Source organism: Streptomyces sp. NPDC059853, assembly GCF_042731495.1.
Lineage (GTDB): Bacteria > Actinomycetota > Actinomycetes > Streptomycetales > Streptomycetaceae > Streptomyces.
Map to the genome: position 1 here is coordinate 1 of NZ_JBHWJL010000041.1, position 17,360 is coordinate 17,360.

Annotated in this window: 17 protein-coding genes and 2 pseudogenes; 13 read left to right on the plus strand and 6 right to left on the minus strand. The window is 73.0% G+C overall.

Translation table 11 applies throughout. The annotated features are described in order from the left end of the window. Positions 1-178, plus strand: a pseudogene (locus tag ACFV5N_RS07125) (MarR family transcriptional regulator); the annotation flags it as partial. Here the strand turns inward: ACFV5N_RS07125 and ACFV5N_RS07130 are convergent. The 3 genes and pseudogenes from ACFV5N_RS07130 to ACFV5N_RS07140 all read right to left on the minus strand — a co-directional run. Then, positions 169-1,539: pseudogene (locus ACFV5N_RS07130) on the minus strand (cation-transporting P-type ATPase); the annotation flags it as partial. The pseudogenes ACFV5N_RS07125 and ACFV5N_RS07130 overlap by 10 nt on opposite strands. Continuing rightward, positions 1,523-1,885 carry an ArsR/SmtB family transcription factor gene (locus ACFV5N_RS07135; protein WP_385595184.1) on the minus strand — a complete coding sequence of 121 codons (363 nt, stop codon included), beginning with the start codon at positions 1,883-1,885 and terminating at the stop codon, positions 1,523-1,525. The gene ACFV5N_RS07135 and the pseudogene ACFV5N_RS07130, both read right to left, overlap by 17 nt. Positions 1,886-1,943: 58 nt before the next feature. After that, positions 1,944-2,543: a TetR/AcrR family transcriptional regulator gene (locus ACFV5N_RS07140; RefSeq protein ID WP_385595186.1), complete on the minus strand. Its 600-nt coding sequence runs from the start codon at positions 2,541-2,543 to the stop codon at positions 1,944-1,946. A gap of 93 nt (positions 2,544-2,636) precedes the next feature. Here ACFV5N_RS07140 and ACFV5N_RS07145 point away from each other — a divergent pair, with 93 nt between their 5' ends. Beyond that, positions 2,637-3,635: an ABC transporter permease gene (locus ACFV5N_RS07145; protein ID WP_385595189.1), complete on the plus strand. Its 999-nt coding sequence runs from the start codon at positions 2,637-2,639 to the stop codon at positions 3,633-3,635. A 57-nt stretch (positions 3,636-3,692) separates the two neighbouring features. Here ACFV5N_RS07145 and ACFV5N_RS07150 read toward each other — a convergent pair whose 3' ends face one another. Further along, positions 3,693-4,187 (minus strand): GNAT family N-acetyltransferase, encoded by a 495-nt coding sequence (locus ACFV5N_RS07150; RefSeq protein ID WP_385595191.1) that lies wholly within the window; start codon positions 4,185-4,187, stop codon positions 3,693-3,695. A gap of 151 nt (positions 4,188-4,338) precedes the next feature. On the opposite strand from ACFV5N_RS07150, the gene ACFV5N_RS07155 reads away from it, so the two are divergent. The 5 genes from ACFV5N_RS07155 (at position 4,339) to ACFV5N_RS07175 (ending at position 10,900) form a co-directional block, all read left to right on the plus strand. Continuing rightward, positions 4,339-5,139 (plus strand): exodeoxyribonuclease III, encoded by an 801-nt coding sequence (locus tag ACFV5N_RS07155; protein WP_385595194.1) that lies wholly within the window; start codon positions 4,339-4,341, stop codon positions 5,137-5,139. Positions 5,140-5,343: 204 nt separating this feature from the next. Continuing rightward, entirely contained in the window at positions 5,344-6,333 is a 990-nt protein-coding gene (locus tag ACFV5N_RS07160) for an ABC transporter permease (protein ID WP_385595197.1), read from the plus strand. A 59-nt stretch (positions 6,334-6,392) separates the two neighbouring features. Next, positions 6,393-7,268: a carbohydrate ABC transporter permease gene (locus ACFV5N_RS07165; protein WP_385595248.1), complete on the plus strand. Its 876-nt coding sequence runs from the start codon at positions 6,393-6,395 to the stop codon at positions 7,266-7,268. Between the two features lie 17 nt (positions 7,269-7,285). Next, entirely contained in the window at positions 7,286-8,953 is a 1,668-nt protein-coding gene (locus tag ACFV5N_RS07170; RefSeq protein ID WP_385595200.1) for an extracellular solute-binding protein, read from the plus strand. 132 nt (positions 8,954-9,085) lie between these two features. After that, a complete protein-coding gene (locus ACFV5N_RS07175; RefSeq protein ID WP_385595203.1) occupies positions 9,086-10,900 on the plus strand; it encodes a Dyp-type peroxidase in 1,815 nt (604 codons plus the stop codon). Here ACFV5N_RS07175 and ACFV5N_RS07180 read toward each other — a convergent pair. Continuing rightward, positions 10,894-11,964, minus strand: a complete 1,071-nt coding sequence (locus ACFV5N_RS07180; RefSeq protein WP_385595206.1) for an LLM class flavin-dependent oxidoreductase — start codon at positions 11,962-11,964, stop codon at positions 10,894-10,896. The two genes, ACFV5N_RS07175 and ACFV5N_RS07180, sit on opposite strands and share 7 nt — an antisense overlap. A gap of 46 nt (positions 11,965-12,010) precedes the next feature. After that, on the minus strand, positions 12,011-12,883 hold the full coding sequence (locus tag ACFV5N_RS07185) for a putative RNA methyltransferase (RefSeq protein ID WP_385595209.1): 873 nt from the start codon (positions 12,881-12,883) through the stop codon (positions 12,011-12,013). 218 nt (positions 12,884-13,101) lie between these two features. On the opposite strand from ACFV5N_RS07185, the gene ACFV5N_RS07190 reads away from it, so the two are divergent. The 6 genes from ACFV5N_RS07190 to ACFV5N_RS07215 all read left to right on the plus strand — a co-directional run bounded on the left by ACFV5N_RS07190 (position 13,102) and on the right by ACFV5N_RS07215 (position 17,341). Then, positions 13,102-13,425 (plus strand): WhiB family transcriptional regulator, encoded by a 324-nt coding sequence (locus ACFV5N_RS07190; RefSeq protein ID WP_385595212.1) that lies wholly within the window; start codon positions 13,102-13,104, stop codon positions 13,423-13,425. An 80-nt stretch (positions 13,426-13,505) separates the two neighbouring features. After that, positions 13,506-13,757, plus strand: coding sequence for a type B 50S ribosomal protein L31 (locus ACFV5N_RS07195; RefSeq protein WP_019433522.1), 252 nt, complete (start codon positions 13,506-13,508; stop codon positions 13,755-13,757). A gap of 49 nt (positions 13,758-13,806) precedes the next feature. Beyond that, on the plus strand, positions 13,807-14,346 hold the full coding sequence (locus ACFV5N_RS07200) for an MSMEG_1061 family FMN-dependent PPOX-type flavoprotein (RefSeq protein WP_385595215.1): 540 nt from the start codon (positions 13,807-13,809) through the stop codon (positions 14,344-14,346). A 65-nt stretch (positions 14,347-14,411) separates the two neighbouring features. Next, entirely contained in the window at positions 14,412-15,449 is a 1,038-nt protein-coding gene (locus ACFV5N_RS07205) for a FecCD family ABC transporter permease (RefSeq protein WP_385595218.1), read from the plus strand. Between the two features lie 2 nt (positions 15,450-15,451). Further along, positions 15,452-16,495, plus strand: a complete 1,044-nt coding sequence (locus ACFV5N_RS07210; protein ID WP_385595251.1) for a FecCD family ABC transporter permease — start codon at positions 15,452-15,454, stop codon at positions 16,493-16,495. A gap of 42 nt (positions 16,496-16,537) precedes the next feature. Further along, positions 16,538-17,341, plus strand: a complete 804-nt coding sequence (locus ACFV5N_RS07215; protein ID WP_385595221.1) for an ABC transporter ATP-binding protein — start codon at positions 16,538-16,540, stop codon at positions 17,339-17,341. The last annotated feature ends 19 nt before the right edge of the window (positions 17,342-17,360 follow it).

Genomic DNA, 17,360 nt, shown 5'->3' on the forward strand with positions numbered 1-17,360 from the left:
CGGCAAGCGCTCCGCACCCGGCCAGCAAGCCCGCACGCGCACCGACTTCAGCCTCCTGCCGACGCGCGAACGCTACGTCGCCGGATTCGTCGACCACCTTCCCGAAGGTGCCGCGATGAGCGTCAAGCAGCTCGCCAAGCAGCTCCCCCTCTACGGGCAGCAAGCCATCTCCACCGCCCCTTTGACCACCAAGGTGTGGGTGCCCGGGTGCCCCGGTTCCCGGACGACGGCGGTGGCCCGGCGGCGTACCGGGTCGAACGGCACGGCGGCCACCCCGGTCTCCCGGCCGGGCCCCGCCGCCCGCAGCAGCGCCTCGTCCAGCGCGTCCGGGGCGGGCAACTCCGCCAGCTGGAGCGTCCAGTGGGCGTTGACGGCGGCCCAGCGCAGCACCTCGGGCGCGGGTCGGCCGACCGGGTCGAGCGCGCGGTGCACCACGGGCCGGTCCCGGGTGAGGGTGCCGGTCTTGTCGGTGCACAGCACCCGCATCGCGCCCAGATCGTGCAGTGCGGGCAGCCGGCGCACGATCACCGAGCGCTCCCTGGCGAGCCGCACCGCGCCCCGGGCGAGCGACACGTTCACCACCACCGGCAGCATCTCCGGGGTGAGCGCCACCGCGACGGCCACCGCCAGCGGCACCGTGTCCAGGGCCGGGCCGCGCAGCAGGGTGTGCGCGGCCAGCACCAGCACGGCGGTGCACAGCATCAGCCGGATCAGCGTCCAGGTCACCCCGCCCAGCGCCCGGTGGAAGACGGTGCCCCCGGCGGCCCGGCACGGCACCGCGCGGGACTGCCGGGCCCGGAAGGTGTCCGCGCCGGTGGCCAGCACCACCCCGGTGCCGCTGCCGGTGGCCACGCTGCCGCCCTGGAGGCACAGCTGCGGCTGCTGCGGCAGCTCGCCCGGCGGCGGATCGTCCAGGGCGGCCCGGGCGACGGGGGCCGACTCCCCGGTGAGCGCGGGCTGGTGCAGGGTGAGCCCGGTGGCCCGCAGCAGCCGGACATCGGCCGGGACGACATCGCCGGGCGCCAGCAGCACCACATCGCCCGGGACGAGCTGGTCGACGGGTATCTCGCGCACGCGCGGGTCCGCGCCGGGCGCGGGGCGGCGGCGTACGGTCGCCGTCGCGGCGACCAGGTCGCGCAGGCCGGCGGCGGCGCGCTCGGCGCGGTGTTCGCCGGTGGTCCGCAGCACCGAGCTGACCAGCACCAGCACGGTGATCACGGCGGCGGTGGCCCAGGCGGCGACGGCCGCCGACACCAGGCCGAGGACGACCAGCACCACGCTGAACGGATCGCGCAGACTGTGGACGAAACGCCGCGCCCGGCCGGGCGGCCGGGTCTCGGGGACGGTGTTCTCGCCGTAGCGCTCCAGCCGGAGCTGGGCCTGCTGTTCGTCCAGGCCGCGCGGTGAGGCGTCCAGGGCGCGCAGGACCGCCAGCGGGGTGAGCCGGCCGAGGGCGGCGGGGTCGGGCGGGGCGGGGCGCGCGGCGGGGTGGTGCGGGGGTCCGGCCGGGTGCGCGGACGCCTCAGAGACCCGGGCCATGCGCGCGCCGGGGCGCCGGGGGGCCCGCGCTCCGGCCGCCGGTGCGGTCGGCGAGCTGGCCGACCATCAGCCGGACGACGGTGACCACGTCGGGATCGTCGACCAGGTAGACGACGCGGCGGCCCTCGCGGCGGGAGCGCACCAGGCCGGCCAGCTTGAGCTTGGCGAGGTGCTGGCTGACGGCCGGGAGCGTACCGCCGACGCGTTCGGCCAGCCCGCTGACGTCGGACTCGCCCTCGGCGAGCGCCCACACGATGTGCAGCCGGGCGGTGGAGGCGAGCAGTCCGAAGGCGGCGGCGGCCTCCGTCAGCAGTTCGGCGGACGGGTCCCCGTCACGTCCTCCCACCGCCCCCGCCACAGTGCCCACCACGGTCCTTCCGCCATCCGATCCGTGCCCGAAGGGCTCAGTCTAGAGTCAACGACGTCAGGCCCCGAAGACCCGCGCGGAGCACGTCGGGCCGCAACTCGGGGGCGACCAGGGCGCGCTGGACGAGAAAGCCCTGGGCACAGGCGAGGATCGTGCGCGCCACGTGTTCCGGGGGGACATCGGCGCGCATCAGGCCCCGGCGCTGGTAGTTCTCGGCGATGGAGGTCCAGGACGCCAGCACCTCGGCGATACCGCGCTGGAGGACGGTGTCGAGTTCGGGGTTGCGCAGGGTCTCCGACCAGACCTGGAGGATCAGGGAGGGCGGTACGCACAGGCCGGCCAGCACCTCGGTGAGGGTGTCGGCGAGGATGTCGCCGGGCGCGGCCGGGGGGTCCGGGTGCGCGGCGGCCTCGCCGAAGGCGCCGCCGACCTGCCGCAGCACGTCGAGGGCGAGGGCGACGATGATCGCGTCCTTGGAGGGGAAGTAGCGGTAGACCGCCCCGGCGGACAGGCCGGTCTCCTTGAGCACGTCCTGCATGGACGTGGCGTGGAAGCCGTCGCGGGCGAAGCAGCGGGCCGCGCCCTCCACGATCTGCCGGCGGCGGGCGTCGAGATGTTCCTGCGAGACACGGGCCACGCGCGCACTTTAAAACGAACGTTCCTTCTTGACAACTCGTGCGCCCGGGTCATAAAACGAATGCTCATTCTCTTTACCGCCGGAGCAACCGCCATGCCCTCCCAGAACCGGAAACTCGTCACCGTCCTGGTGGCGCTGCCGCTGGTCATCACCTTCATCCTGTGGGCCTTCGCCTGGCCCGCCGCCAGAACCGCTCCCCACGACCTCCCGATCGGCGTGGCCGGGCCCGCCGAGGCCACCGCCCCGGTGGCCGCCGCCCTCCAGGCCCGCGACGGCGCCTTCGACGTCCGCACCTATCCGGACGCCGCCTCCGCGCTCACCGCCATCGAACAGCGCGACGTCTACGGCGCGCTGGTGCCGGGCCCCGACGGTGCCGAGCTGCTGACGGCGTCGGCCGCGTCCGCTTCCGTCGCCCAGCTGCTGGAGCAACTGGCCGCCCAGGCACTGCCCGAGGGCGCCGCGCTCACCGTCACCGACGTCGTCCCCGCCCCGGCCGCCGACCCGCGCGGCGCGGTCTTCGGCGCCAGCGTGCTGCCCATGGCGATGGCCGGGATCGCGCTCGGCGCGCTGGTCACCCTGCTGCGGCTGCGCGGCCGGTACGCGCTGGCGGCGCTGGGGGGCGCCTCCGTGCTGGTGGGCGCGGCCGGGGCGCTGATCGGGCACAGCTGGCTGGGCGCCATGGCCGGCGACTGGTGGACGGTGGCCGGGGCGCTCGCCCTCATGGCCCTGGCCGGCGGCGCGGCGGTGGCCGCGCTCGCGGCGCTGCTGGGGCCGCGCGGCATCGGGCTGGGCGCGGTGCTCCTGATGATGCTGGGCAACCCGTGGTCGGGCGCCACCTCGGCGCCCGAGATGCTGCCCTTCCCGGTGGGGACACTGGGTCAGCTGCTGCCCACCGGCGCCGGATCGACGCTGCTGCGCGGGGTGTCGTTCTTCGACGGGGCGGGCTCGGCGTTCCCGCTGGCGGTGCTGGTGTGCTGGGCGGTGGCCGGGCTGGTCACGGTCGCGGTGGTGCACCACCGCCGCCCGGTCCCGGCGCGCCCGGCGGGCGGGCCGCCCGCCGCCCCGGCCACGGCGGTCGCCGCCCGGACGTGACGGGGCGGCGTCCGGGGCGGCGCCGTCACGCCGCCGGGAGCGAGCGGGGGGTGCGGGTCAGACCAGCGGCTTGGTGTAGCAGCGGCTGCTGTCGTGGAAGCGGTAGTAGCCGAACTTGCCGTCGTCCGGCACCAGGGCGTACCCGCTGGTCTCGTACAGACTGATCGCCTCCGGCTGCTTGGTGCCGGTCTCCAGCACCATCCGCAGCCGCCCGGCGGCGCGGGCGGTCTCCTCCAAGTGCGCCAGGATCAGCCGGGAGAAGCCGTGGCCGCGGGCCTCGGGGACGATGTACATCCGCTTGATCTCGGCATCGCCCAGCGCGTAGCCCTCGCCGAGGGACGCCTCGTCGTGCGAGCGCCAGCCGCCGGTGCCGACCGGCACCCCGTCGGCGTCGTAGGCCAGGACGTACAGACCGGCCGGCGGGTCGAACATCTCGGGGGCGAGCGGGGTGAGGTCGCCCTCGTCCCCGTAGCGCTCCGCGTACTCCGCCTGCACCCGGTCGTTGAGCTTGCGCGCGTCGGGGTGATCGAAGCGGACGGTGACGAGCTTCATGCAGGTCATCGTACAAAGCTGGGCGTTGCGACGGTACGCCGCCCAGCGAGCGATTGATCACCATCTGGCCGGATTGTCCACCAGGTGGAACGGTGCGGTAGGTTCGCGCGGAAACCGCGTCACCAGGGCATCAGCCGGGAGGGCACCCACCGTGCACACCGTCACCACGGTCAACGTCAACGGCCTGCGGGCCGCCGCCACCAAGGGATACCGGGAGTGGCTGGCCGCCACCGAGGCCGATGTCGTCTGCCTCCAGGAGGTGCGCGCCGAGCGGCACCAGCTCCCCGGTGAGGTGGGCGAGCCCGCCGGGTGGCACGCCTTCTGGGCACCGGCCGCCGCCAAGGGCCGGGCCGGTGTGGCGCTGCTCACCCGCCGCGCGCCGGACGCGGTGCGCACCGGGTTCGGGGTGCCGGAGTTCGACGCCTCCGGCCGCTATCTGGAGGCCGATCTGCCGGGCCTGACCGTGGCGAGCCTCTATCTGCCCTCGGGCGAGGTGGGCACCGAGCGGCAGGAGGAGAAGGAGCGCTTCATGGCCGCGTTCCTGCCGTATCTGATCGGTCTGCGCGAGCGCGCCGCGGCCCAGGGGCGCGAGGTGCTGGTGTGCGGCGACTGGAACATCGCCCACCAGGAGGCCGACCTCAAGAACTGGCGCGCCAACCGCAAGAACTCCGGCTTCCTGCCCGAGGAACGCGCCTGGCTCACCCGGGTGTTCGGCGCCGAGGGCGGCTACACCGATGTGGTGCGCGCCCAGCACCCCGGGCAGGAGGGCCCGTACTCGTGGTGGTCCTACCGGGGCCGGGCGTTCGACAACGACGCGGGCTGGCGGATCGATCTGCTGGCGGCCACCCCGGGGCTGGCGGGGCGGTGCGTCAAGGCGTATGTCGAGCGGGCCGCGAGCCACGGCGAGCGCTGGTCGGACCACGCTCCGGTGACGGCCGTGTTCGCCGGCTGACGCCCGTTCGGTTCTGTCCGTTCGTGGTGACTGACCGGCCGCGGGCCGCCGTGGCCGGTCACCGCAGCGATACGTTTGCTACCCCTCTCAACAGGCACTTCTGTCCGAACTGTTGACCTCTCTCAGCAATCGCTCTACCTTCCGTGAATCGTTTGAACCTGTGGGTTCCGTTGGGCAGATCGCTCTGAGCTGAGGGAGTGTTCGATGACGAGCACCATCGAGCAGGCCGGCGGTTCCCCCGCCCCGTCCACCGACCCGCCCGACCGGCCGCCGGGCGCACCACCCGGGCGCGAACCCCGCTCCGTACGGTGGCGGCGGGCGCTGCGCGGCCAGCGCACCCTGCTGCTGCTCGCCGCCCCCGGGATCGCGTACTTCCTCGTCTTCCACTACGCGGCCCTGTTCGGCAACGTCATCGCCTTCAAGGACTTCGTGCCCTTCCAGGGCCTGTGGGAGAGCCCCTGGGTCGGCCTCGACAACTTCCAGCGGATGTTCGAGGACGCCGCGTTCTGGCAGGCCGCCTGGAACACCCTGTCCATCGCCACGCTCCAGCTGGTGTTCTTCTTCCCCCTCCCGCTCGCCCTGGCGCTGCTGCTGCACAGCCTGGCGCGCGGCGGGGTCCGCAAGATCATCCAGTCGGTGGTCTACCTGCCGCACTTCCTCTCCTGGGTCATCGTGGTGGCCCTGTTCCAGCAACTCCTCGGACCCACCGGGATGTTCGGCGGCGACGTCGCGTTCGTCACCGATGTACTGAGCAACCCGGACGCGTTCAAGCCGCTCATGGTCGTCCAGATCATCTGGAAGGACTGCGGCTGGGGCACCATCATCTTCCTGGCCGCGCTCAGCCAGGTGAACCAGGACCTGTACGAGTCGGCCGCCCTCGACGGCGCCGGGCCGCGCCGCCGCTTCTGGCACGTCACCCTGCCCGCGATCCGGCCCATCGTCATCCTGCTGCTCATCATGCGCCTCGGCGACATCCTCACCGTCGGCTTCGAGCAGATCCTGCTGCAACGGGACGCGGTGGGCCCGGAGGCCGGTGAGGTGCTGGACACCTTCGTCTACTACCAGGGCGTCCTCGGCGCCGACTGGGGCTACTCGGCGGCGGCCGGTCTCTTCAAGGGCGTCGTCGGCGCGCTCCTCGTCTACAGCGCCAACAAGATCGCGCACCGGCTGGGCGAGCAGGGGGTCTACAAGTGAGAAACGGCAAAGCGCTGCTCGACAAGGCCGTCGGCCCCAAGGAGCACCGCCCCTCCTGGATGGAGAGACCGCACCCGCTCACCCAGGCGGGCAAGGCGGTCGCCCTGGTCGTCATCTGCGCGCTGATCCTGGTACCGATCCTGGTGGTCGTCTCCACCTCGCTCGCCTCCCCCGCCGAGGTCACGGAGAACGGCGGCTGGGTGCTCTTCCCCACCGAGCCCACCCTCCAGGCGTACCAGGACATCCTCTCCGGCGGCACCATCACCCGCTCGCTGGCGGTGAGCGTGGGCATCACCGTGGTGGGCACGGCCGTCAGCCTCTTCGGCACCATCACCCTCGCCTACGTGCTCTCCCGCGAGCACTTCAGCCTGCGCAAGCCGCTGCTGCTGATGGTGCTGTTCACCTTCCTCTTCCCGCCCGGGATGCTGCCCGGCTACCTGGTGGTCAAGGGGCTCGGGCTGCTCGACTCGTACTGGGCGCTGATCCTGCCGGTGGCCATCAACGTCTTCAACCTGGTCATCATGCGCGGCTTCTTCCAGGGACTGCCGCAGGAGCTGTACGACGCGGCCCGCATCGACGGGGCGGGCGAACTCACCGTGCTGCTGCGGATCGTGCTGCCGCTGTCCAAGGCGGTGATCGCGGTGATCGGGCTGTTCTACGCGGTCGGCTACTGGAACAGCTTCTTCTCCGCGATCCTCTACCTCAACGACTCCTCGAAGTGGCCGCTCCAGGCGGTGCTCCAGACGGTCGTCACCAAGGGCGCCAACCTCGGCGGCAACACCACCGACGCGCTCTCCGACTCGGGCGCGGTCGCGGCGCCGCAGACGTACCAGATGGCCACGGTCGTGGTCGCGGTGATCCCGGTCCTGATCATCTACCCCTTCATCCAGAAGTACTTCACCAAGGGCGTGCTGACCGGCGCCATCAAGAGCTGAGCCAGGAGGAGCCGGACATGACCGTGAACCCCCTCGCCGGTGGCCCGTCCCGGCGGCGCTTCCTGCGGACGTCCCTGGGCGCGGGCGCCGCGCTCGCCGCCGCCCCCGCGCTGGCCGGCTGCGCCACCTCGCAGGCGCGCAGCGCCCGCAACGCCGGTACCGATCCGGTGCCGTGGCCCGAGTACGTCCCGGTGGAGGGGCCGCGCCCCGATCTGCCGGCGGACCCGCGCGGGGTGGACGCGGGCTTCCTGCGCTACCCCGACCAGCTGGTCAGCTCGGTGCCGGAGCGGCCGGGCACCGGGCGCGAGACGCTGACCGCGATGGTGGAGACGTACGAGGCGCCGCCGCGCGGGCCCGGCGCCAACCGCTACTGGGCGGCGCTCAACGAGGCGCTCGGCGTGGATCTCAAGCTCCAGCTGGTGCCCAGCGGCAACCTCCAGGCGAAGATCGCCACGATGATGGCCAGCGGCGACATGCCGGACCTGCTGATGGTGCGCAACTGGATCCCCCGGGTCGCCGACTACGCGGCGAACGTGGCCGCCGATCTGAGCGCGTACCTGGCCGGTCCCGCGGTGCGCGCCTACCCGAATCTGGCGAATCTGCCGACCTACGCCTGGCGCGACATGGGGCTGATGGGCGGCCGGATCATGGGGGTGCCGATCACCCGCCCGCGCACCGGCTCGGCGATCCTCTCGCACCGGGAGGAACTGGTCGAGCTGGCCGGGGGCACCTACAACGACTGGACGGCGGAGGAGTTCGTCGACACCCTCAAGCGGGCCACCGGCGGCAGGAAGTACGGCTTCGGGGTGTCCTCGGGCGGCTGGCTGTTCGGGGTGCCGCTGCTGGCGTCGTGGCACGGGGCGCCGAATCTGTACGGGCTGCGGGACGGGGAGTTCGTCAAGGCGGAGCTGACCGAGGAGTACCGGGCGGCGGTCGAGTTCGCGCGGCGGCTGCACCAGACGGAGAAGGTGTACTACCCGGGGACGGCGACCATGCCGACCGAGACGATGAAGTCGCTGTTCTTCAACGGGACGGTCCGCGCCCAGCTGGACAACCTGCCGGGCTACCAGGCGGCCAACATCGCGGTGGGCGACGCGTTCACGGTGGATCTGCTGCGCCCGCCGACCGGGCTGGGGGCGGGCCTGACCTCGCACTTCAGCGGCGGGACGTACGGCTACACGCTGCTGAAGCCGGGGCCGCCGGAGCGCGTCCGGCTGCTGCTGCGGGTGCTGGACTATCTGGCCGCGCCGTTCGGGACCACCGAGTACGAGCGGACGTACTACGGGGTGGAGGGCGTGCACTTCGAGCGGGTGGACGGGGATCTGGAGCTGACGGAGCTGGCGAAGACGGAGAACCCGAGCACGGTGCCGGTGCGGTACATCACCGCGCCGCCGCCGGTGCACTTCTACCCGGGCAACCCGGACGCGGTGCGCCGGGTGCACGCCTTCCAGAGGGCGGACGTGGAGACCGGGATCCCGCCGCTGACCAGCGGCCTGGTGGTGCGGGACGCGCTGCGGCCGTACACCAGGATGCGCAAGCTCTTCGAGGACGCGGTGATCTCGGTGGTGCAGGGGCACAGCTCGATGAAGCGCTGGGACGAGGCGGTGCGCACCTGGCGGACGCAGGGCGGGGACCGGGTGGACGCGGAGCTGGCGGAGGAGTACGCGGCGGTCAACCGGACATAGGGGGCCACTCTTTGGGGTGATTCGGGGGGAGACACCCCCATCGAGCCTTTACTTTCTGTAACGTGGTGCGTGCGAACATCGACAGTCAGTTACCAGGGGTGGTGACTGGCCAACCCGCACGGGGGGCGTGCCATGGGTCAAGAACTGCCACTGCGAGAGAGCACCGAGATCCAGGGCGACATCCTGGCCGGGTTCAAGAAGGATCACGTCCGGCTGCTGTTGCTGCGCTTCGGCGACCGGCGCCGGGCGCGGGCGTGGCTCGGGCGGCTGCGGCACCGGATCGCCACCACGGCGGACGTCGCCGCGTTCAACTCCGCCTTCAGCCGGGCCAGGCGGACGGCCGACGGGGCCGACCCGGTGGACGCGGCGGCGGTGTGGCGGGGGGTGTCCTTCACCTACCCCGGGCTCGCCGAGCTGATCGGCGGCGATCCGCTCACCGACGTGCCGGCCGGCAGCACCCAGGAGGCGCTGGCCCAGGGGTGCGCGCGGCGCAAGGACCTGCTGGGCGACACCGGTGAATCCGACCCGGCGCACTGGCTGTTCGGCGCCGGGCACCAGGAGCCGGTGCACGCCGTGCTGACCATCGCCGCCGACCGGCCCGGCGATCTGCGCGGCGCGGTCGAGGAGGAACGGGCCGAGTGCGAACGGCACCGGGTGTTCCTGGTCTTCGAGCAGCGCGGGGCCACCCTGCCCGGCCACCGGCGCGGACAGGAGCACTTCGGCTTCCGGGACGGCGTCAGCCAGCCGGGGGTGCACGGCTTCGATCCGCCCGACCCGGGGGATCCGGTCCATGTGAAGGGCAAGCCGGGCACCCGGCTGATCGCCGCCGGTGAGTTCGTGATCGGCCACGAGCCCGACCACCGGGTGGTGACCTGGCTGCCCGGCTGGATGCGGGACGGCACCTTCCAGGTGGTGCGGCGTCTCGCCCAGGACGTGCCGGGCTGGTGGGCCCAGGCCGAGGAGCACGTCCGGGTGCTGCGCGAAGCGGGCGTCGTCCCGCCGGACGCCACCGGGCCCTGGTACGCGGCCCGGCTGATGGGCCGCTGGCCCTCGGGCACCCCGCTGGCCCACTCGCCCGACCGGGACGCGCCGCTGCCGCCCTGCGCGGAGGTGAGCAACGACATCACCTTCGCCGACGACCTGGACGGCCGCGTCACACCGCTCTTCTCGCATCTGCGCAAGACCAACCCCCGGGACGGGCTCAAGGCGACCGAGGACGACGAGGCGGCCCTGGCGCAGGAGGGCATCCTGGACGGGCGGCGGGTGCTGCGCCGCGGCATCCCGTTCGGCCCGCCCTACGATCCGGCGGCCGTGGACACCGCGCGGGGGCTGCTCTTCATCAGCTATCAGTCGGATCTCATCGCCCAGTTCGAGTTCATCCAGCGCACCTGGGTGGAGGCGGGCGACTTTCCGGTACGGAGCAGCCCGGTCGGGCGGGACCCGGTGATCGGGGGCGCGGGCCCGGCGTCCTTCCCTGCCGGGGAGAAGGAGTTCCACCCCGTCGAGTTCCAGAAGTTCGTGCGCACCGAGGGCGCGCTGTACACCTTCGTGCCCTCGCTCTCCGCGCTGAAGTGGCTGTCCCAGGGGGTGATCCCGGTGGGCGGCGGCCCGCTGGAGGATCAGGTCTTCTCAGCCCCGCTCACCCTGCGGCGCGGCGAGGTGATCAGCTCGGGCAAGGCCCGGCTGCGCTTCCAGGAGAGCGGGGACCTGACGGTGCACGACGAGCACGAGAGCGAACGCTGGCGCTCCGGCACCGACAGCGGGGCGGTGCTGGCCCAGTTGCGGCCCGGCGGGGAGCTGGCGGTGCTGTCGGCGGAGGGGGAGCCGCTGTGGGCCACCCCCACCGCCGGGCACCCGGGGGCCACGCTGGTGGTGCGCACCACCGGTGATGTGGAGATCCGTTCGGCGGAGGGGGAGTTGCTCTGGCACACCGACACGGCTCATTGAGCGTAGGCGCCGGCGATCAGCTCGTAGCTGCGCAGCCGGGCCTCGTGGCCCTGTCCCATGGCGGAGAGCATGAGTTCGTCGGCACCGGTCAGCTTGGCCAGTTCGTCGAGCCCGTCGCGGACCGTCTCGGGTGCTCCGTGGATGACATTGCTCAGATACTCCTCCACCACGGCGCGCTCGGGCGCGCTGAACGGATACGCCTCGGCCTCCTCCGGGGTCGGGACCAGCCCGGGCCGGCCGGTGCGCAGCCGCACCATGGACAGGCCACCGGCCAGCGCCTGGCGGTAGGCGTCGCGCGGGTCCTCGGCGGCCAGGGCGTTGGCGGTGACGATCGCGTAGGGCTCCGACAGCGTCTCGGAGGGGCGGAAGGACTGCCGGTACAACTGCAGAGCGGGCAGCGTGTGCGCCGAGGAGAAGTGGTGGGCGAACGCGAAGGGCAGCCCGAGGCGGCCGGCGAGCTGGGCGCTGAACCCGGAGGAGCCCAGCAGCCAGACGGGGGGCCGGTGGTCGGACTGCACGCCGCCCGGCACCCGGCCCTGGACGGGTCCCGGCACGGCGTGGATCCGGGAGTAGGGGTGTTCCGGGGGGAAGTCGTCGTCGAGGAAGCGGACCAGTTCGGCCAGTTGCTCGGGGAACTGGTCGGCGCCGTCGGTGCGGCCCCGGCGCAGGGCGGCGGCCGTCGCCTGGTCGGTGCCGGGGGCGCGGCCGAGCCCCAGGTCGATCCGGCCGGGGGCCATGGCCTCCAGCGTGCCGAACTGCTCGGCGATCACCAGCGGCGCGTGGTTGGGGAGCATGACGCCGCCGGAGCCGAGCCGGATCCGCTCGGTGTGGGCGGCGAGGTGGGCGAGGATCACCGCGGGGGCGGAGCTGGCGACTCCGGGCATCGAGTGGTGCTCGGCCACCCAGAACCGGTGGTAGCCCACGCGTTCGGCGAGCCGCGCCAGTTCCACCGAGGTGCCCAGCGCCTGGGTCGCCGTGCGGCCGCTGCCCACGGTGGCCAGGTCGAGCACCGACAGCGGTACGGGCGCGCTCCCGATGCTGCGTCCCCTGATGGCGTCCGACACGGCGGTGTCCTCCCTGTTGCGCTGGTGCGGTCGGGAGGGACAACCGTCAGCGGGGCCCGGTCATTCCCTCGCGCGGGTGGTACCGGGAGAGGGTGACCGAGATCGTCACCGGCACCGAGCCCGGCCGCTCGGCGAGCCAGGTGCGGGTGGCGTCGGTGTCCAGGTGGTGGGCGGAGGGGCCCATGCCGACCAGGTGGGCCACATCGGCGGCCGGGAGGTGGGCGGTGTACTCCAGCGGCCGGCTGCCGTCCGGGGCGAAGTGGCCTTCGAGGGTGCGGCGCAGCCGGCGGTCCTTGTCGGGGTCGATGGCCAGCAGTCCCAGGCGCCTCCGGGGCAGTCCGGACAGATGGCGGGCGGTGGGGGTGATCACCAGGAGGGTGCCGCCGGGGCGCAGCACCCGGTGGAACTCGGGGCCGTTGCGCGGGGCGAAGACGTTGATCAGCAGATCGGCCCCGCCGTCGGGCAGGGGCAGCGGGCGCCAGACGTCCCAGACGGCGGCGGCGATCCTGGGGTGGGCGCGGGCGGCGCGGCGCAGCGCGTATTTGGACAGATCCAGGCCGATTCCTTGCGCTGTGGGCAGGGCGTCGAGGACGGCGGCCAGGTAGTAGCCGGTGCCGGTACCGGCGTCCAGAACGGTGCCTTCCGGGGGGACCTGTGCCCCGGCGGCTTCCTCGGCGAGGGCCTGGGCCAGGGGCGCGTAGTGGCCGGCGGACAGAAAGGCCTCGCGGGCGGCGACCATGGCCGCGGTGTCGGCTCCGGCCGGGGCGCGGCTGCCGGTCAGCAGGCCGGCGTAGCCCTGCCGGGCGATGTCGAAGGTGTGCCCCGCGGGGCAGCGCAGTGAGGTGGCCTGGTGGCCGAGCGGCTGCCGGCACAGCGGGCAGCGCAGCGAGCCGAACGGCGGTGGTGCGGAGGCGGACACGGAATTCCCTCGGGGGTGCGGGGCACCCGTCACCCTATCTCCGTGTGGTGCACTCCGTCCCACACACCACTGCTGTCACTCCTGGGGGTGACTTGGCCTGCGGCATAGTCCCATCGGGCCATGCCAGATGGGACCGACTGGGGGTGTTGCCACGCCGTCGCATTCCGTAACGTCCTCAGCTGAGAATGGTCGTGTGACCGTGGGAGGACGGCAGCGGCATGAGTTGGGAAACCGACTGGACCAAGCACGGGATCTGTCGCAAGACCGATCCGGACGAACTGTTCGTACAGGGAGCTGAGCAGAATCGCGCCAAGGCGCTGTGCACCGGCTGCCCGGTGAAGACCGAGTGTCTGGCCTACGGCCTGGACCACCGGATCGAGTTCGGTGTCTGGGGCGGGATGACCGAGCGGGAGCGGCGGGCCCTGCTGCGCCGGCGGCCGACGGTCACCTCCTGGCGGCGGCTGCTGGAGACGGCCCGTGCCGAGTACGAGCGGTCGGCCGCACCGTCCGGCGGGGAGCGGGGCGCCGCCGACGCCGCCTGAGCCGGTCCGGGTCCGGGTTGCGGGGGCGCCCGGGTGCCCCGAGCATGAGAGGAGGCAGCCGCCCCACCCCGGGAGGAACCGTGCAATCGGACATCCACCCCCCGTACCGGCCGGTGGTCTTCCGGGACCGCTCCGCCGGCTACGCCTTTCTGACCCGGTCCACGGCGACCAGTGAGCGCACCATCGAGTGGGACGACGGGGAGACCTATCCGGTGATCGATGTGGAGATCTCCTCGGAGAGCCACCCGTTCTACACCGGCAAGGCCCGGGTGCTGGACTCCGAGGGCCAGGTGCAGAAGTTCGAGCAGCGGTACGGCCGTCGGGAGCGCTGACCCGACCCGGCCGCACCCCGGGCCCGGCCCGGGTGAGAGCATCGGCCGGATGATGTACGAGCACGCTGTCACCTCCGCCGGTGAACTGCCCGAGATCGTGGGCACCCCGCACCCCGTCGTGATCGACAAGGTCAAGAAGGAGCTGGGGGAGTTCGAGCGGAAGTGGCTCGCCAAGTCCCCGTTCTGCGTCCTGTCCACCTCGGCCGCGGACGGCAGCTGCGATGTCTCGCCGCGCGGTGACCCGGCCGGGTTCGCGCTGGTGCTGGACGACACCACGATCGCGATACCCGACCGGCTGGGCAACCGGCGGGTGGACAGCTGGCGCAATGTGCTGAGCAACCCGCAGGTCGGGCTGATCTTCATGATCCCCGGGGTGAACGAGACGCTGCGGATCAACGGCCGGGCCACCCTGGTGCGGGACGGGGAGTTCTTCGACCGGATGGCGCTGAAGGGCCGGCGCCCGGCGCTGGCGCTGATCGTGCGGACGGACGAGGTGTTCCTGCACTGCTCGAACGCGCTGCGCCGCTCCGGTCTGTGGGACCCGGAGTCCTGGGACGAGGACACCTCGGAGCTGAAGGTCACCTACTGAGGTGCATGTTAGGGTAGCCTTCCCTAACTCCGATGGTCCGGCGCACAGGCAGACGCAACACACCCATGGGCATACGCACCGAGACGGCCACGCCGTCACCCCGCAGCCGCCCGCTGCTCGCCGCCGGACTCCTCCCGGCCACCGCCGCCCTCGTGCTCGCGGTGGCCGCCTCCCTCGCCCTGGGCACCGCGCACATCCCGCTGTCCACGGTGTGGCAGGTGCTCACCGCCTACGACCCGGGCGACACCCAGCAGCTGATCATCCGTGAGGTGCGCGTCCCGCGCACCGTCATCGGTCTGCTGACCGGGGTCGCGCTCGGCCTGGCCGGCGCCGTGATGCAGGCCGTGGCCCGCAATCCGCTGGCCGACCCCGGCATCCTCGGCGTCAACGCCGGCGCCGCCCTGTTCGTCGTCGTCGCCATCAACTCCCTGGGCCTCGACACCCTCAGCGGCTATGTCTGGTTCGGGTTCGCCGGGGCGCTGTGCGCCTTCGCCCTCGTCTACGGGGTCAGCTCCCTGGGCCGCGAGGGCGCCACCCCCATCAAACTGGCCCTGGCCGGGGCCGCCACCACCGCCGCCCTCGGCTCGGTCACCAGCGCCATCATCCTCACCAGCGACAACGCCTTCGAGCAGTACCGCTTCTGGCAGGTCGGCGCGCTCACCAGGACCGAGGACGGACTGCTCGTCCAGGCCGCGCCGTTCATCGCCGCCGGAGCCGCCTGCGCCCTGCTCAGCGGCCGCTGGCTCAACACCCTCAGCCTGGGCGACGACACCGCCAGAGCACTGGGCCAGCGGGTCGGCGCGGTGCGCGCCCTCGCGGCCTGCGCCGTGGTGCTGCTGTGCGGCACGGCCACCGCCATCGCCGGGCCGATCGCCTTCGTCGGCCTGGTCATCCCGCACATCGCCCGCGCCGTCACCGGACCCGACTACCGCTGGATCCTGCCCTACTCGGCGCTGCTGGCCCCCACCCTGCTGCTGACCGCCGACGTGGTCGGCCGGCTCATCGCCCGCCCCGGCGAACTCCAGGTCGGCATCGTCACGGCGGTCATCGGCGTGCCCCCGTTCATCGCCCTGGTGCGGCGCAGAAGGACGGGCGCGCTGTGACGGTGCACACGGACAGCCAGGTGACCGGCTCCGTACGCCGCGCCCGCCGGGCACGGCAGCGGCGCACCGTCGCCGTCTGCGCCGCCCTGCTGGCCGCCGCCCTCGCCGCGTTCCTGCTCTCGCTGGCCACCGGGGACAAGACGATCGCGCTGCCCGACCTGCTGGCCACCCTCACCGGGGGCGGCAGCCGGGGCGATGCGTTCATCGTCCTGGAGCTGCGGCTGCCGCGCGCCGTCACCGCCGTCGGGGTGGGCGTCGCCTTCGGCCTGGCCGGGGCCGTCTTCCAGTCGCTGCTGCGCAATCCGCTGGCCAGCCCCGATGTGATCGGCATCAGCGCCGGGGCCAGCGCCGCGGCCGTGATCTCCATCGTGCTGCTGGGCCTGAGCGGCCCCGCCGTCTCCCTGACCGCGCTCGCCGGTGGGCTCACCGCCGCCGTGCTGATCTACGCGCTCGCCTGGCGGCGCGGCGTCACCGGCTACCGGCTGGTGCTGATCGGCGTCGGGGTGGCCTCCGCCCTCACCAGCACCGTCTCCTATGTGATGACGCGTTCGGAGACGATGGTCGCCCAGCAGGCCTTCGTCTGGCTGGCCGGCTCCCTCAACGGCCGCTCCTGGGACCAGGCGAGGCCGCTGCTGCTGGCACTGGCCCTGCTGCTCCCGCTGACCGCGCTCGCCGCCCGCGCGCTGCCCGTCCTCCAGCTCGGGGACGACACCGCCCGGGGCCTGGGCGCGCGCACCGAACCGTCCCGCGTGGCGCTGCTGCTGTGCGCGGTGGCCCTGGCCGGTGTGGCCACCGCCGCCGCCGGCCCGGTCGGCTTCGTCGCCTTCGTCTCCGCCCCCATCGCCCGCGGTCTGCTGCGCCGCCAGGACGCCGCCCTGCTGCCGGCCGCCCTCACCGGGGCCGTGGTGGTGCTGCTCTCCGACTACATCGGCCAGCATCTGCTCGGCCCGCACCAGATCCCGGTGGGCGTGGTCACCAGCGTGGTCGGCGCCCCGTATCTGCTGTGGCTGCTGGCCACCGCCAACCGCGTCGGCCGCGGCGGCTGACCCACGCCCCCACCGGGCCCGTCCGAGAGAGAACTTCCGCCCATGACCGTTCAGCACACTCTGCGCGCCGATGAACTGCGGCTCACCTACGACCGCCACGAGGTGGTCAAGGGGCTGTCCCTGGAGATCCCGCCGGGGAAGATCACCATGATCGTGGGGCCGAACGCCTGCGGGAAGTCCACCCTGCTGCGCGGCCTGGCCCGGCTGCTGACCCCGGCCTCCGGCGCGGTGCTGCTGGACGGCGCCAGCATCCACTCCCGTCCCACCCGGGAGGTGGCCACCACGCTCGGCATCCTGCCGCAGACGCCGGTGGCCCCCGACGGCATCACGGTCACCGATCTGGTGGGCCGGGGCCGCTATCCGCACCAGGGGTGGTTCCGGCGCTGGAGCGCGGAGGACGAGCGGGCGGTCGCCGAGGCGCTGGAGGCCACCGATGTGGCGGAGCTGGCGGACCGCGCGGTGGACGAGCTGTCCGGCGGGCAGCGGCAGCGGGTGTGGATCGCGATGGCCCTCGCCCAGGGGACCGAGTTGCTGCTGCTGGACGAGCCGACCACCTATCTGGACATCACCCACCAGGTGGAGGTGCTGGATCTGCTGACCGACCTCAACCGCTCGGCCAGCACCACCGTGGTGGTGGTCCTGCACGATCTGAACCTGGCCTGCCGGTACGCCGATCACCTGGTGGCGATGCGGGACGGGCGGATCGTGGCCGAGGGGCCGCCGGCCGGGGTGGTGACCGAGACAGTGGTGTCGGACGTGTTCGGGCTGCGCTGCACGCTGGTCGACGACCCGGTCTCCGGGACGCCGCTGATCGTACCGATGGGGCGGCACCACTCGGCGAAGTAAGGGCAGGCTAACCTAAGCT

Bases quoted from the DNA above. Each gene is read 5' to 3' on its own strand.
- ACFV5N_RS07145 (WP_385595189.1), top strand. From the start codon at position 2,637: ATGCCCTCCCAGAACCGGAAACTCGTCACCGTCCTGGTGGCGCTGCCG.
- ACFV5N_RS07150 (WP_385595191.1), bottom strand. From the start codon at position 4,187: ATGAAGCTCGTCACCGTCCGCTTCGATCACCCCGACGCGCGCAAGCTC.
- ACFV5N_RS07160 (WP_385595197.1), top strand. From the start codon at position 5,344: ATGACGAGCACCATCGAGCAGGCCGGCGGTTCCCCCGCCCCGTCCACC.
- ACFV5N_RS07165 (WP_385595248.1), top strand. From the start codon at position 6,393: ATGGAGAGACCGCACCCGCTCACCCAGGCGGGCAAGGCGGTCGCCCTG.
- ACFV5N_RS07170 (WP_385595200.1), top strand. From the start codon at position 7,286: ATGACCGTGAACCCCCTCGCCGGTGGCCCGTCCCGGCGGCGCTTCCTG.
- ACFV5N_RS07175 (WP_385595203.1), top strand. From the start codon at position 9,086: ATGGGTCAAGAACTGCCACTGCGAGAGAGCACCGAGATCCAGGGCGAC.
- ACFV5N_RS07190 (WP_385595212.1), top strand. From the start codon at position 13,102: ATGAGTTGGGAAACCGACTGGACCAAGCACGGGATCTGTCGCAAGACC.
- ACFV5N_RS07200 (WP_385595215.1), top strand. From the start codon at position 13,807: ATGATGTACGAGCACGCTGTCACCTCCGCCGGTGAACTGCCCGAGATC.
- ACFV5N_RS07205 (WP_385595218.1), top strand. From the start codon at position 14,412: ATGGGCATACGCACCGAGACGGCCACGCCGTCACCCCGCAGCCGCCCG.
- ACFV5N_RS07215 (WP_385595221.1), top strand. From the start codon at position 16,538: ATGACCGTTCAGCACACTCTGCGCGCCGATGAACTGCGGCTCACCTAC.